The following is a 14861-nucleotide window of genomic DNA, read 5'->3' as shown; positions in this document are numbered from 1 at the left end:
CCCTACCCAGTCGACGCGAAGGCAGACGCCCCGGACCCAACATCGTGCTTCTGCTCACATTCCGCTCCCCTCCACACAGTCAAGATTCCGGCATTTCGGGCGTAACGGCCACTCTCGTTGACACCCCCGCCGGACGGGTGGTGGGCTCGTTCCGCCGGTCGAACGCATCTGGAGGGGGCCTGTGGGACTGCGGCGTGGGAAGCGGACCGTGGCCCTCGCGGTCGCCGTCGTCGCCGGGAGCCTCGTCGCCCCGCCCGCCGCCATGGCGGCTCCGTCTCCCCCGGGCACGGCCGCGACACCGGCCCCCGACACCGCCGGACCGGACCTCTCCGTCTGGCCCCGCCCGCAGTCGCTGCGCGCGAACGGCGCCCCGGTCACGGTGCCGGACGAGGTCGCTCTGATCACCGACGCGCAGGCGGACCCCCACGCGGTCGCAACCCTGCGCGAGCTGCTGCGCCAGGCCGGGGCCGGCCGGATCACGGACACGGCCCGGCCGGGCGCCCTGGTCGTGCACGCGCGCACGGAGCCCGTCCGCCCGGGCGACCGCCACTCCCTGCCCTCCGGGGGTTACGAGCTGTCCGTGGGCCGGGGCGGCGTCTTTCTCACCGGCACCAGCGAGGACGGCCTCTTCCACGCCGCACAGACACTGCGGCAGCTCCTGCGCCCCGACGGCACGATCGCGTCGGCCGTCGTCCGCGACTGGCCCGGCACCGCCGTACGCGGCATCACCGAGGGCTTCTACGGCACCGCCTGGACGCACGGGCAGCGGCTGGCGCAGCTCGACTTCATGGGGCGCACCAAGCAGAACCGCTATCTGTACGCTCCCGGGGAGGACCTCTACCGGCAGGCCCGCTGGCGTGAGCCCTACCCGGCACAGCAGCGGGCCCGGTTCCGGGAGCTGGCCGAGCGGGCGCGCCGCAACCACGTCTCGCTCGGCTGGGCGGTGGCCCCGGGTCAGGCGATGTGCTTCGCCTCGGACGCCGACGTGCGGGCGCTGACGCGCAAGCTGGACGCGATGTGGGCGCTGGGCTTCCGGGCGTTCCAGCTCCAGTTCCAGGACGTCAGCTACAGCGAGTGGCACTGCGGGGAGGACGCCGACCGGTTCGGCTCGGGCCCCGAGGCGGCGGCGCGGGCGCAGGCCCGGGTGGCGAACGCGGTGGCCCGGCACCTGGCGCAGCGCCACCCCGGCGCAGCGGGTCTGTCCCTGATGCCGACCGAGTACTACGAGGACGGCACGACCGACTACCGGCGGGCACTGGCGAGCGAGCTGGCCGCGTCCGTGGAGGTGGCCTGGACGGGCGTCGGGGTGGTGCCCCGCACCATCACGGGCCGCGAACTCGCCGACGCGCGCAAGGCGTTCGGGCATCCGCTGGTCACCATGGACAACTACCCGGTCAACGACTACGACCCCGGCCGCCTCTTCCTCGGCCCGTACCGGGGCCGTGAGCCGGCCGTCGCGACCGGTTCGGCCGCCCTGCTCGCCAACGCGATGCAGCAGCCGGAGGCGTCCCGCATCCCGCTGTTCACCGCCGCCGACTACGCCTGGAACCCGCGCGCCTACCGGCCCGGCGAGTCCTGGCGCGCCGCGATCGCCGACCTCGCGGGCGGGGACCGGCGCCGCGAGCAGGCCCTGGCCGCGCTCGCCGGCAACGACGCCTCGTCGGTCCTGGACGACGGGGAGTCGGCGTATCTGCGCCCGCTGACCGAGGCGTACTGGGCGTCCCGCGCCGCGGGCGGGGCCGGAACCGACCGCGAGGCCACGCGGCGGCTGCACGAGGCCTTCGCCGTGTTGCGCGAGCTGCCCCGGCGGCTGTCGGGAACCGGCCTCGGCTCCGAGGTCGCCCCCTGGGCGCGGCAGCTGGCTTCGTACGGTGAGGCGGGCACGGCCGCCCTCACCATGCTGGACGCGCAGCGCGCCGGGGACGCGGCGGCGGCCTGGAGCGCGTACCGCAGGCTCGGCGCGCTGCGGGCCGGGCTGGAGTCGGCGCCGGTAGAGGTGGGCACGGACGTGCTGGACCCCTTCCTGCGACGGGCGCAGAAGTCGTACGCGGCCTGGTCGGGCATCCACCACGAGCCGCCCCGCAATCCCGGCGACGGCCGTACCCTGCGCTTCCCGCAGGCGCGGGCGCTGACCACCGTGACGGCCCTGACGGAGCCGGGCACCGAGGGGGTCGTCGAGGTGCACGTGCCGGGGCAGGGCTGGCGGGAGGCGGGCCGGCTGGACGGGTCCGGGGCGACCGAAGTGCGGCCGGCGGCACGCGCCGACGCCCTGCGGGTCACCGGCCCCGCCCCGTCCCGCGTCCACCACCTCATCCCCTGGTTCGGCGAATCCCCCGCCGCCTCGCTCGGTCTGCCCCGCGACCGGGCGGACGTCGAGACCGGCCGGACCGAGCGGCTGACCGCCCGGCTCGGGTCGCAGCGCCCCGCCGACGCCCGCGGCAGGCTCACCGCCGAGGCGCCCGAGGGCGTCCGGGTCCGGGTGCCGAAGGGCGAGCTGACCGTGCGGAGGGGCACGACGGTGGAGGTCCCGGTCGAGGTGACCGTGGAGCGCGGCGCCCCGATGCGGTCGTACGAGGTCGGGCTGGGGTTCGCGGGAGCGGACCGCACCCTCACCGTCCGTGCCGTCCCGCCCACCGGCGGCCCCGACCTGGCCCGCTCCGGCACCGCCCGTTCCTCGGGCGACGAGACGCCCGACTTCCCGGCGTCCGCGGCGAACGACGGCGATCCGGAGACCCGCTGGTCGTCGCCGGTGGACGACGGCGCCTGGTGGCAGGTCGAGCTGGCCCGCCCGGCGCGGCTCGGCCGGGTCGCGCTGCACTGGCAGGACGCCCACCCCTCGTCCTACCGCGTCCAGGTCTCCGCGGACGGCCGCCGCTGGCGCACCGCCGCCGCGGTGCGGGACAGCCGGGGCGGCCGGGAGAGCGTCCCGATGGACGAGCGGGACGTGCGCTTCGTGCGCGTGCAGGGCGACGGGCGGGCGACGCAGTACGGGTATTCGCTGTGGTCGGCGGAGGCGTACGCCGTCTCGGAGTGAGCCTCCCGGGGTTCGGCGGGGAAACTTCCCCGCCGATCACTATTCACTCAGTACATGTACTCAGTACATAATGATCGGCATGAGCACCCGCCACATCCTGCTGGGCCTGCTCGCGACGGGTCCGAGCCATGGCTACGACCTCAAGCGACGCCACGACGAACGCTTCCCGCAGGCCCGCCCGCTGGCCTACGGGCAGGTCTACACGACCCTGCAGCGCCTCGTGCGGGACGGCCTCGCGGAGGTCGACGGCACCGACTCGGACGGCGGCCCGGAGCGCACGATGTACCGGGCGACGGGCGAGGGAACGCACGAACTGGCCCGGTGGGCCGGGGAGATCGCACCGCCCGCGCCCTTCGTGGCGAACGAGATCTTCGCCAAGGTCGTGGTCGCGATCCTCTCCGGCGGTGACCCGGCCCGGTACCTGGGCGCCCAGCGCGCCGCGCACATGGAGCGGATGCGGGAACTCACGGCGGTCAAGGCCGCCAAGGGGGCCGATCTCGCGACCGTGCTCTCGGCGGACTACGCCCTCAACCACCTCGACGCCGACCTCCGCTGGATGAACACCACGGCGGCCCGGCTCACCACCCTGACCGCGGAGGTCGACGCAGCATGAGCAGACCCGTGCCCCTTCTCACGGCCGGCGGCCTCACCAAGGCGCACGGCCGGACCCCCGCCCTGCGCGGCGCGTCGGTCGAGCTGCACGCCGGCGAGATCCTCGCCGTGACCGGCGCGAGCGGCAGCGGCAAGTCGACGCTGCTGCACTGCCTGGCCGGCATCGTCCGCCCGGACGCCGGCTCGGTGACCTACGACGGCCGGCGGCTGGAGGACCTGCCCGAGAAGCGGCTGAGCGAGCTGCGGCGCACCGAGTTCGGCGTGGTGTTCCAGTTCGGGCAGCTCATCCCCGAGTTGACGGTCCTGGACAACGCCGCCCTGCCCCTGCTGCTGGCGGGCACCGGCCGGGCCGAGGCCCGGGCCCGGGCCGGGGAGTGGCTGGAGCGGTTCGGGGTGCGGGGCCAGGAGGACCTGCGGCCGGGCGAGCTGAGCGGTGGCCAGGCGCAGCGGGCCGCGCTGGCCCGGGCCCTGGTCACCGGGCCGAGGGTGGTCTTCGCCGACGAGCCGACGGGTGCGCTGGACTCCCTGGCCGGCGAGCAGGTCATGACGGCCCTCGTCCACACGGCCCGCGAGTCGGGCACGGCCGTCCTGCTGATCACGCACGACGCCCAGGTGGCCGCGTACGCGGACCGCGAGGTCCAGCTGCGGGACGGGGCCGTGGTGGCGCTGGGGGTGACGGCGTGACGTCGCTGAAGGCCGATCTGCGCCTGGCCTGGGAACTCACCCGCGGTTCCGACCGCGGCGAGTGGTGGCGCGTGACCCTCACGGCGACGGGGGCGGCGCTCGCGACCGGGTTCGCCCTGGCCGCCGTCGCCCTGGCCGCGCTGCGCGGCCAGTACAACGTGCCCGTGGCCGCGGGCCTGCTGAACCAGCCCGGTACGCGGTCGGGGGTGATCGCCGGCCTGCTGCTCCTGCTCGTGCCCGTGCTCGGGTTCCTCGGCCAGTGCGCCCGCATCGGGGCGGTGCACCGCGACCGGCGGCTGGCCGGACTGCGGCTGGCCGGGGCGACAGCCTGGCAGGTGCGGCGGATCGCCGCGCTGGAGACCGGCCTGGCCTGCCTGCTGGGCTCGGCGGTCGCCACCCTGTTCTCCGTGCTGCTCCTGTTGCGCCTGTGGAACCGGCCCACCGCCTTGGCCTGGGCGGGGTTCGCCGTGGTCGCCGTCGCCGTACCGCTGCTCGGTGCGGCGGCGGGCGCGCTGGCGCTGCGCCGGGTGGTGGCCTCGCCTCTCGGCTGGGTCCGCCGGCTCGGGCCGCGCTCCGGGCGGGGGCCGGGGCTGCTGTTCCTTGCCGGGGTCGTGCTGGTCGGGGTGGTGACGCTGTTCGCCCTGCTCGGCATGAACTCGGCCGCCTCCAACCGGCCGCACGCCGGGCCGCCGCTGACGATGGTGGGCGTGGTCCTCGCGGTCGGCGCGGGCGCGGTGTGGCTGTCCGGGGCCACGGCCAAGGTGACGGGACGGATCCTGGCGGCCCGGGCCCGGTCGGCGGCGCCGCTGATCGCGGCGGAGCGGCTGCGCGACGACCCGTGGGCGGCTGCCCGTACCCACGCGGCGGTGCTGCTGGTGACGGTCGTCGGGGGCGGCTTCATGGGCGTGCGAGAGGTCATCCTCAACGAGGTGCACTCGGGCAAGTCGCTCGCCGCGAGCCCCGACTACTACATCACCGGCCTCGACCTCACGGGCGCCGCCATCGCGGTAGCCCTCGCGATCACGCTGTCGGGCCTCGCCGTCGGCACGGCCGAGTCCCTGGCCACCCGCCGCCGCGGCCTGGCCGCGCAGGTCGCCGCCGGGGTGCCGCGCGCGGTGCTCGGCCGGGCCCTGCTGCTGGAGACCGCGCTGCCGCTGGCACCGGCGGTGCTGCTCGCGGGCCTGGGCGGGACGGCCATCGCCACCTGGTACGCGCTGCTGGCCGATCGGCCGTTCCCCTGGGCGGCGGCCCTGGTGCCCGTCGCCGTCTACGCCGCCTGCCTGCTCGCCGCGGCGACCTCGCTGCCGCTGCTGGGCCGCTCGGTGCGGCCGGCGGAGCTGCGGTACGCGTGAGCGCGGCCGGGACCGGCCCATGACCGGCCGGCCCCGGGGGAACAGGGGACCCCCGGGGCCGGCTCACACGTATGCGGCAACACGAAGGCCCGGATCCTCGTCAGGCGGAAATGCCGTCGATCCGGGCCATGGCGTCCTCCGCGCCGTACGGCTGCAAGTACGGCAGCCAGCGCGGGTCCCTATGGCCGGTCCCGATGATGCGCCAGGCCAGGCCGGACGGCGGAGCGGGTTTGTGGCGCAGCCGCCAGCCGATCTCGAAGAGGTGCCGGTCGGCCTTCACGTGGTTGCAGCGACGGCAGGACGCCACCACGTTGTCCCAGACGTGTTTGCCCCCGCGGCTGCGCGGGATGACGTGGTCGACGCTGGTTGCGACGCCACCGCAGTACATGCACCGGCCCCCGTCGCGGGCGAACAGCGCCCGGCGGGTCAGAGGAACGGGCCCCCGATAGGGAACCCGGACGAATCGCTTGAGCCGGACCACGCTGGGTGCGGGGACTGTGACGGTCGCGCTGTGCAGATAGGCGCCGGACTCCTCGAGGCAGACGGCCTTGTTCTCGAGGACGAGGACGAGCGCGCGGCGGAGCGGTACGACACCCAGTGGCTCGTACGACGCGTTGAGGACCAGGACATGCGGCACGGATGCCTCCTTGGACGCCGGCGGCGCGTGGCTCGCGCCGGGACGATTCGTAGCCAGTCTCCCCTCATGCCTGGTGGAAGCGCCACCATGTCCCCGTAACGGGCTGGGAGTGTTTTCGACCACATCCCATTCATCCCCCGGATCGTGGCCTGTTCAAGCCCAGGTGAGCACGGTCTCTCCTTCACACATCCCGCCAGAGCACACACAATGCCCCGTTAGTGTGGTGGTTCTGCCCCTTCGGTGACCCTGCCGTGACCTTGACCCCCTGAACCACCGCACCGGGGCGGACCGCTGCACCTGGAGGTACCTGCCGTGTCCTTGTCCCTTGCGGACGCCGTCGTGATGGCCGCCGACCCCTCACCGTCGCCGACCCCCTCGGAGACCCAGTCCCCGAGAGTGCCTTCGCTCCAGGACGCCCAGGAGAGCGCGACGAACGCCGCCGGCTGGGTCGAGCAGAACTGGTCGACGTGGCTCGCGATCGGCCTGAGGGTCCTGCTCATCGTGGTGATAGCCGCGGTGCTGCGGGTTTTCGTGCGCCGGGCGATCACCAAGCTGATCGACCGCATGAACCGGACCGTGCAGTCCGTGGACGGCAGCGCGCTCGGCGGGCTGCTCGTCAACGTCGAACGCCGGCGGCAGCGCTCGCAGGCCATCGGCTCGGTGTTGCGTTCGGTGGCGTCGTTCCTGATCATCGGCACCGCCGCACTGATGATCCTGGGCACCTTCCAGATCAACCTCGCCCCGCTGCTCGCCTCGGCCGGTGTCGCCGGTGTGGCGATCGGCTTCGGCGCCCGCAACCTCGTCACGGACTTCCTGTCCGGTGTCTTCATGATCCTCGAGGACCAGTACGGCGTCGGTGACACGATCGACGCGGGCGTCGCCTCCGGCGAGGTGATCGAGGTCGGCCTGCGCGTGACCAAGCTGCGCGGCGACGGCGGCGAGATCTGGTACGTCCGCAACGGCGAGGTCAAGCGCATCGGCAACCTCTCCCAGGGCTGGGCCACGGCCAACGTCGACGTCACCGTCCACGCCGGCGAGGACCTGGACAAGGTCAAGGCCACCCTGGACGAGGTCGCCGAGAAGATGGGCGCCGAGGAGCCCTGGAACGAGCTGCTGTGGGGCCCGATCGAGGTCCTCGGCCTGGACAGCGTGCTGCTGGACTCCATGGTCGTGCGCGTCACCGCCAAGACGATGCCGGGCAAGTCCCTGACCGTGGAGCGCGAGCTGCGCTGGCGCATCAAGCGGGCCTTCGACGCGGCGGGCATCCGGATCGTCGGCGGCGCCACGGCCCCGGTGGAGGAGCAGCCCGTCGACCCGACGGCGGGGATGGCCGCCCCGTCGGTGTACGCGAACGCCACGTCCCCGCAGTCGGCGGCGGCGTCCCCGCTCGCACCGCCGGCGCCGACGAGCACCACGAAGTAGCAGCGCACACCCTTACGGAGAGGGCGGTGTCCGGTTCTGCCGGACACCGCCCTCTCGCATGTCCGGACGACGGCAGGCCGTCCCCTATTGACGCCTGCGTGGCACCGGGCCTACCTTCCTCCCATCGATAGGAAACTTTCCTAACAGTGAGGCGGGGAAGCGGCCCCCGATGGACTTCCCCGCCTGATCACTGAGAAGCTGAGCAGCCGAAGGGCAGGTGTGGACACGCATGGCAGGAACCGCCGGCACGCCGGGCACCCCACGCGTCCTGCGCGCCATGAACGACCGGGCCGCCCTGGACCTGCTGCTGGAGCACGGACAGCTCTCCCGCACCCGGATCGGCAAGCTCACCGGCCTGTCCAAGCCGACCGCCTCCCAGCTCCTGGCCCGTCTGGAGGCGGCGGGCCTCGTCCTGGCCACCGGCACCACCGAAGGCCGGCCCGGCCCGAGCGCCCAGCTCTACGAGGTCAACCCCACGGCCGGCTACGCCGCCGGACTCGACGTCACGCCCCAGCGGATCCTCGCCGCCGTAGCCGACATCACCGGCCGCACGGTCGGCCGCCACGAGCTGCCCACCCCCGGCAGGCGCACCGGCACCCCGGTCGTCCAGCAGGTCACCGCCGCCCTGGACGGCGCGGTGAAGGCGGCCGGTCTCGCCCGGGACGACGTCCACCGCCTCGTCATCGGCACCCCCGGCGCCTTCGACCCCACCACCGGCCGGCTGCGCTACGCCTCGCACCTCCCCGGCTGGCACTCCCCCACCCTGCTGGACGAGCTCGCAGCCGCACTGCCGATGCCGTTCGAGTACGAGAACGACGTCAACCTGGTCGCGCTCGCCGAACAGCGCCTCGGAGCGGCCCGGGGCCACGCGGACTTCGTGCTGCTGTGGAACCAGGAGGGCCTGGGCGCCGCCCTGGTCCTCGGCGGCCGGCTGCACCGCGGCTGGACCGGCGGCGCCGGCGAGGTCGGCTTCCTGCCGGTGCCGGGCACGCCCCTGGTCCGCCAGGTCACCAAGGCCAACAGCGGCGGCTACCAGGAGCTGGCCGGTTCCCAGGCCGTCCCGCGCCTGGCCCGCGAACTCGGCATCGAGGACGTCCCGCAGGGCCCGTACACCGAGGCCGCCGCACACCTGGTGGCCCGGGCCGCGGAAGCCGACGACGAGGCCCACCGCGGCCTCCTCCAGGCCTACGCGACCCGTCTGGCGACCGGCCTGGCCTCCCTCGTCTCGGTCCTCGACCCCGAGCTCGTCGTGCTGAGCGGCGCGGCCCTCACCTCCGGCGGCGAGCCGCTGCGCGCCCTCGTCCAGGCCGAACTGGAAGAGCTGGCCGCGTCCCGCCCGCGCCTGGTCATGGGCGACGTCCGTGAACACCCCGTGCTGCGCGGCGCCCTGGAGAGCGCGCTCGCGACCACCCGCGACGAGGTCTTCGACACCTCCCGCTGACCCACCCCCCTCCCGGTAATCACCTCCTTCCCCCGTACCTCAGGGAGCCCTGTCATGCCCGGAATGCCCAGAAAAGCGGCTTTCGCTGTCGCCGCCTCCGCCTCCATCGCCCTCCTCGCCACGGCCTGCACCGGCCAGTCGGACGCGGGGGCGGGCGACGACGCGTCCAAGGAGACGACCCTCACGTTCTGGCACGCCTGGAGCGCGCCCTCGGAGGTGAAGGCCGTCAAGGACCTGGTCGCCGGATTCGAGAAGGCGCACCCCAACATCCACGTCGACGTCGTCGGCAACATGACGGACGACAAGATGAATCAGGCCCTGCGCACCGGCGGCGCCAAGGCCCCGGACGTGATCTCGTCGTTCACCACGAACAGCGTCGGAAAGTTCTGCTCCTCGGGCGCCCTGGTGGATCTCAACCCGTTCTTCGAGAAGTCGGGCATCGACCCGCAGCAGACCTTCCCCAAGGCGATGAACGAGTACACCCAGTTCGACGGCAACCGCTGCGCGGTCCCGCTGCTGGGCGACGCCTACGGCCTCTACTACAACAAGACGGCGTTCAAGAAGGCCGGTATCGCCGCCCCGCCGAAGACCTGGTCGGAATTCGAGAAGGACGCCGAGAAGCTGACGATCCCCCAGGGCGACACCTACAAGCAGCTCGGCTTCATGCCGAACTACCACGGCTGGGAAACCACCACCGAGCACTACCTCGGCCAGTTCTCGCCCACGTACTTCGACAAGAACGGCAAGTCGAACGTCGCGAAGGACCCCGCTTTCGCCCAGGCCTTCACGGTCCAGAAGAAGCTGGTCGACGCACTCGGCGGCTACCGCAAGCTGGAGACCTACCGCTCCGAGCTGGGCGACGAATGGGGCCCCAAGCACCCCTTCCACACCGGCCAGGTCGCCATGCAGCTCGACGGCGAGTGGCGCCTGGGCATGGCCCTGGACACCAAGCCGAAGTTCGACATCGGCGTCGCCCCGCTGCCCGTCCCCGACGACCAGGCCGACCAGTACGGCAAGGGCTACATCACCGGCACCATCGCCGGTATCGCCGCGACCAGCAAGAAGCAGAACGCCGCCTGGGAGCTGGTGAAGTACATCACCACGAACACGGACGCGGTGGTGAACTTCTCCAACGCCATCCACAACGTGCCCTCGACGCTGGCGGCCCTGAAGTCCCCGAAGCTGAAGTACGACCCGCGTTTCAAGACGTTCCTGGACATCGCCGCGAACCCGAACTCCACGACGGCCCCCGCCTCCGTCAACGGCGGTGTCTACCTCACCACGATCCAGCAGTTCGGCTACGACTACGAAAGCGGCAAGGCCACCGACCTGAAGAAGGGCCTTCGGGAAACCGCTCGGCAGATCGACACGGACATCGCGCAGGCGAAGTAGGCCATGAGCACCCATACGTTGCGGGCGAAACACCGCCGCTCGACCCTGCGCACCCTCGCCTTCCTCTCCCCCTGGCTGATCGGCTTCACGGTCTTCTTCGCCTATCCCCTGCTCTCCACCGTCTACTTCTCCTTCATGCACTACGACGGCTTCAGGCCGCCCGTGTGGAGCGGGACGAAGAACTGGAGTTACGTCTTCGAGCACTACCCCTTGTTCTGGCCCGCCCTGCGCAACACCCTGTGGCTGGTCGTCGTCATGGTCACCCTCCGGGTCGCCTTCGGCCTGGGCGTGGGCCTGCTCATCACCAAGATCAAGACCGCCACGGGTGTCTTCCGCACCCTCTTCTACCTGCCCTACCTGGCCCCGCCCGTCGCGGCCACGATGGCCTTCGCGTTTCTCCTCAACCCCGGTACGGGCCCGGTCAACTCGATCCTGGACAAGGCCGGGCTCCCCACCCCCGGCTGGTTCAACGACCCCACCTGGTCGAAACCGGCCCTGACGCTCCTGGCCCTGTGGGGCATCGGCGACCTGATGGTCATCTTCATGGCGGCCCTGCTCGACGTGCCGAAGGAGCAGTACGAGGCGGCGGAACTGGACGGCGCGAGCCCCTGGCAGCGCTTCCGCTACGTGACGCTCCCGAACATCTCGCCGATCGTCATGTTCGCGGTCGTCACGGGCGTGATCCAGACGATGCAGTACTACACCCAGCCGCTGATCGCCGGGAAGGTCGCCTCGGGCGTGATCCAGGGAGCGGGAACGCAGTTCGAGCCCGGCTACCCCGACAAGTCGACCCTCACCCTCCCCCAGCTCGTCTACAACCTGGGCTTCCAGCGCTTCGACTACGGCTCGGCCTGCGTGGTCGCCCTGGTCCTCTTCGCCCTCTCCATGGCCTTCACAGCACTTCTGATGCGCCGCAGGGGCGGCCTGATCCAGGCAGGTGAACGATGACGCAGGTACTCGACAAGCCCCTGGAGCTGAAGACTTCCCCGTCCCCGGCGGAACGCACGGCCCACCGCAGGGAGCTGCTGGAGTGGATCGCCGTCCACTCCCTCGGCATCGCGGCGGCCCTCTTCTTCACCCTCCCCTTCGTGTTCGTCTTCCTCACCTCCCTCATGAGCGACAGCCAGGCGCTCAGCCGCGACCTGATCCCGCACTCCTGGGAGTGGGGCAACTACGCCACGGTCTTCGACACACCCGGCTTCCTCACCTGGTGGAAGAACACCCTGATCTACGCGGGCCTGGGCACGGTCCTCACGGTCGTCTCCTCGATCCCCGTGGCCTACGCCCTGGCCAAGTTCCGCTTCCGGGGCCGCAATCTCGCCCTGATGCTGGTCATCTCGATGATGATGCTGCCGCCGCAGGTGGTCGTCATCCCGATGTACCTGTTCTGGGCGAAGCAGCTGGACCTGTCCGGCTCGCTCTGGCCGCTGATCATCCCCATGGCGTTCGGCGACGCGTTCTCGATCTTCCTGCTGCGCCAGTTCCTCACCACGATCCCCGACGAGTACCTGGACGCGGCGAGGGTCGACGGCTGCGGCGACCTGCGCACCCTCCTCAAGGTCGTTCTCCCGATGGCCAAGCCGGGCATAGCCGCAGTGGCGCTCTTCCAGTTCTTCTATGCGTGGAACGACTACTTCGGCCCCCAGATCTACGCCTCGGAGAACCCGGGCGCCTGGACGCTCTCCTACGGCCTGGAGTCGTTCAAGGGCGCCCACCACACCGACTGGAACCTCACCATGGCCGCCACCGTGCTGGTCATGGCCCCCGTGATCCTCGTGTTCTTCTTCGCCCAGAAGGCGTTCGTCGAGGGTGTCACGCTCACCGGAGTAAAGGGTTAGACATGAAACTCACCGTGGTCGGCGGAGGCTCGACCTACACCCCCGAACTCGCGGACGGCTTCGCCCGTCTGAGGGACACCCTGCCCGTCGAGGAACTGGTCCTGATGGACCCCGCCCAGGACCGCCTCGACCTGGTAGGCGGCCTGGCAAGGCGCATCTTCACCCGCCAGGACCACGCGGGCCGCATCACCACCACCTCCGACCTGGACGAGGCGGTGGACGGCGCGGACGCGGTCCTCCTCCAGCTCCGCGTGGGCGGACAGGCGGCGCGCGAGCAGGACGAGACCTGGCCCCTGGAATGCGGCTGTGTGGGACAGGAGACCACCGGCGCCGGCGGTCTGGCCAAGGCCCTGCGCACGGTCCCGGTCGTCCTGGACATCGGGGACCGCGTCCGCCGCACCAACCCCCACGCCTGGATCATCGACTTCACGAACCCCGTGGGCATCGTGACCCGGGCCCTGCTCCAGGCGGGCCACAAGGCCGTGGGCCTGTGCAACGTGGCGATCGGCCTGCAGCGCAAGTTCGCGGCCCTGCTGTCCACGGAGCCTTCCGGGATCCACCTGGACCACGTGGGCCTGAACCACCTCACCTGGGAGACGGCCGTACGCCTCGGCGGCCCGGAGGGCGAGGACGTCCTGCCGAAACTGCTGGGCGAGCACGGCGACACGATCGCTGCCGACCTCCGCCTGCCCCGTCCCCTGCTGGACACCCTGGGCGTGGTCCCCTCCTACTACCTGCGCTACTACTACGCGCACGACGAGGTGGTCGGGGAACTCCGGACGAAACCGTCCCGCGCGGCCGAAGTGGCGGCGATGGAACGCCAGTTGCTGGCGATGTACGCCGATCCGGCCCTGGACGAGAAGCCGGAACTGCTCGCCGAGCGGGGCGGTGCCTTCTACTCGGAGGCCGCGGTGGACCTGGCGGCGGCCCTGCTGGGCGGCGGCGGCTCGCCGTACCAGGTGGTGAACACGTACAACCGGGGCACGCTCCCCTTCCTCCCCGACGACGCCGTGATCGAAGTCCAGGCGGCAGTGGGGGCCAAGGGCGCGTCCCCCCTGCCCGTACAGCCCGTGAACCCGCTCCACGCCGGTCTGATGGCCCACGTCACGGCCTACGAGGACCTGGCCCTCCAGGCCGCCCTGCACGGCGGCAGGGACCGCGTCTTCCGCGCCCTCCTCTCCCACCCCCTCATCGGCCAGTACGCGTACGCCGAGACGCTCACCGACCGGCTGATCGCACACAACCGGGAGCACCTCGCGTGGGCCTGACCGCACGAGTCCTCGCCATCGACGCGGGCAACAGCAAGACGGACGTCGCGATCGTCACGGCGGACGGGGACGTCCTCGCCACGGCACGCGGAGGCGGCTTCCGGCCCCCGGCCGTGGGCGTCGACACGGCGATGGACGCCCTCGCCGAAACGGTGACGCGGGCTCTCACCACCGCCGGACTCACCTCGGTCACCCACGTCTCGGCGTGCCTGGCGAACGCCGACTTCCCCGTGGAAGAGGACCGGTTGGCCACGGCGCTGCGGGCACGCGCCTGGGGCGAGACGGTGACGGTCCGCAACGACACCTTCGCGATCCTGCGGGCCGGTGTCACCGAACCCCGGGGCGTGGCGGTCGTCTGCGGCGCCGGCATCAACTGCGTGGGCATGCGCCCCGACGGCCGCACGGCCCGCTTCCCGGCACTGGGCAGGGTCTCGGGCGACTGGGGCGGCGGCTGGGGCCTGTCCGAGGAGGCCCTCTGGCACGCGTCCCGGGCGGAGGACGGCCGCGGCGCCCCCACCGCCCTGTCCCACACCCTCCCCGCCCACTTCGGCCTGCCCTCCGTGTACGCCCTCGTCGAAGCGCTCCACCTGGGGCACATCCCGACGCTCCGGCGCCACGAACTGACCCCGGTCCTCTTCGCCACGGCCGCCGACGGAGATCCGATCGCCCGGACGATCGTCGAGCGCCAGGCCGAGGAAGTGGTCTCCATGGCGGTCGTCGCCCTGACCCGCCTGGACCTCCTGGACGAGCCCACACCGGTCCTCCTCGGCGGCGGCGTCCTGGCGGCCCGGCATGCCCGACTGAACGACCACATCGAGCACTTGCTGACCGCCCGCGCCCCGAAGGCGTCCCCGCACGTGGTGACGTCCAGCCCGGTCCTGGGCGCGGCACTGCTGGGACTGGACCGGGTGGGTACGACGGAGGGGGCGCAGGACAGACTGCGAACGCACTACGGCGCGTAACCCCGACGCACCCGCACCCGCGTACGGCGAGAAGGGGCCGTGTCGGGGGGTGCCCGCCCGCAGCGGTTGGCGCGTCGACGAACAGTCAGTCGGCACGCAACCCCATCGCGCCGTTCCGAGGACGGCGCTGTAAGCATCCTGTGCCCCTACGACGCCGGGCAGCTGGAGAAGCAGGCCCTCAGCGACGCCCGGGCGACCCACCCGGTCGTCATCGACGCA

At 72.3% G+C, this 14861-nt stretch carries 12 protein-coding genes and 1 pseudogene; 12 read left to right on the top strand and 1 reads right to left on the bottom strand.

Going from position 1 to position 14861, the window contains the following annotated elements; all coding sequences use genetic code 11:
• The first annotated feature begins 181 nt into the window (after positions 1-181).
• From ABT116_RS18280 to ABT116_RS18265, 4 genes are all read left to right on the top strand, one after another.
• On the top strand, positions 182-3034 hold the full coding sequence (locus ABT116_RS18280) for a beta-N-acetylglucosaminidase domain-containing protein (RefSeq protein ID WP_351634328.1): 2853 nt from the start codon (positions 182-184) through the stop codon (positions 3032-3034).
• Between the two features lie 79 nt (positions 3035-3113).
• Positions 3114-3647, top strand: coding sequence for a PadR family transcriptional regulator (locus ABT116_RS18275; RefSeq protein WP_351634325.1), 534 nt, complete (start codon positions 3114-3116; stop codon positions 3645-3647).
• Entirely contained in the window at positions 3644-4330 is a 687-nt protein-coding gene (locus ABT116_RS18270; protein WP_351634322.1) for an ABC transporter ATP-binding protein, read from the top strand. Before ABT116_RS18275 ends, ABT116_RS18270 begins: the two co-directional genes overlap by 4 nt.
• A gap of 5 nt (positions 4331-4335) precedes the next feature.
• On the top strand, positions 4336-5682 hold the full coding sequence (locus ABT116_RS18265; protein WP_502983890.1) for an FtsX-like permease family protein: 1347 nt from the start codon (positions 4336-4338) through the stop codon (positions 5680-5682).
• A gap of 100 nt (positions 5683-5782) precedes the next feature.
• Here the strand turns inward: ABT116_RS18265 and ABT116_RS18260 are convergent, their stop codons facing one another.
• Positions 5783-6319 (bottom strand): HNH endonuclease, encoded by a 537-nt coding sequence (locus tag ABT116_RS18260; RefSeq protein WP_033314199.1) that lies wholly within the window; start codon positions 6317-6319, stop codon positions 5783-5785.
• A gap of 342 nt (positions 6320-6661) precedes the next feature.
• Here ABT116_RS18260 and ABT116_RS18255 point away from each other — a divergent pair, with 342 nt between their 5' ends.
• From ABT116_RS18255 to ABT116_RS18220, 8 genes and pseudogenes are all read left to right on the top strand, one after another.
• Positions 6662-7741 carry a mechanosensitive ion channel family protein gene (locus tag ABT116_RS18255; protein WP_351634362.1) on the top strand — a complete coding sequence of 360 codons (1080 nt, stop codon included), beginning with the start codon at positions 6662-6664 and terminating at the stop codon, positions 7739-7741.
• A 229-nt stretch (positions 7742-7970) separates the two neighbouring features.
• Positions 7971-9182 carry an ROK family transcriptional regulator gene (locus ABT116_RS18250; RefSeq protein WP_351634317.1) on the top strand — a complete coding sequence of 404 codons (1212 nt, stop codon included), beginning with the start codon at positions 7971-7973 and terminating at the stop codon, positions 9180-9182.
• Between the two features lie 54 nt (positions 9183-9236).
• Complete coding sequence (locus ABT116_RS18245; RefSeq protein ID WP_351634314.1) at positions 9237-10574, top strand: ABC transporter substrate-binding protein; 1338 nt, start codon at positions 9237-9239, stop codon at positions 10572-10574.
• A gap of 3 nt (positions 10575-10577) precedes the next feature.
• Positions 10578-11522 (top strand): carbohydrate ABC transporter permease, encoded by a 945-nt coding sequence (locus ABT116_RS18240; RefSeq protein ID WP_351634312.1) that lies wholly within the window; start codon positions 10578-10580, stop codon positions 11520-11522.
• On the top strand, positions 11519-12412 hold the full coding sequence (locus ABT116_RS18235; RefSeq protein ID WP_351634310.1) for a carbohydrate ABC transporter permease: 894 nt from the start codon (positions 11519-11521) through the stop codon (positions 12410-12412). The genes ABT116_RS18240 and ABT116_RS18235 overlap by 4 nt, the downstream gene beginning before the upstream one ends.
• Positions 12413-12414: 2 nt before the next feature.
• Positions 12415-13680, top strand: coding sequence for a 6-phospho-beta-glucosidase (locus ABT116_RS18230; protein WP_351634307.1), 1266 nt, complete (start codon positions 12415-12417; stop codon positions 13678-13680).
• A complete protein-coding gene (locus ABT116_RS18225) occupies positions 13671-14642 on the top strand; it encodes an N-acetylglucosamine kinase (protein ID WP_351634304.1) in 972 nt (323 codons plus the stop codon). Before ABT116_RS18230 ends, ABT116_RS18225 begins: the two co-directional genes overlap by 10 nt.
• A gap of 39 nt (positions 14643-14681) precedes the next feature.
• Positions 14682-14861 (top strand): annotated as a pseudogene (locus ABT116_RS18220) (hypothetical protein); the annotation flags it as partial.

The sequence above is a fragment of the Streptomyces sp. NPDC002130 genome, from assembly GCF_040296465.1.
In the GTDB taxonomy this organism is placed as follows: domain Bacteria; phylum Actinomycetota; class Actinomycetes; order Streptomycetales; family Streptomycetaceae; genus Streptomyces.
This window is presented reverse-complemented; position numbering and strand designations above follow the sequence as displayed.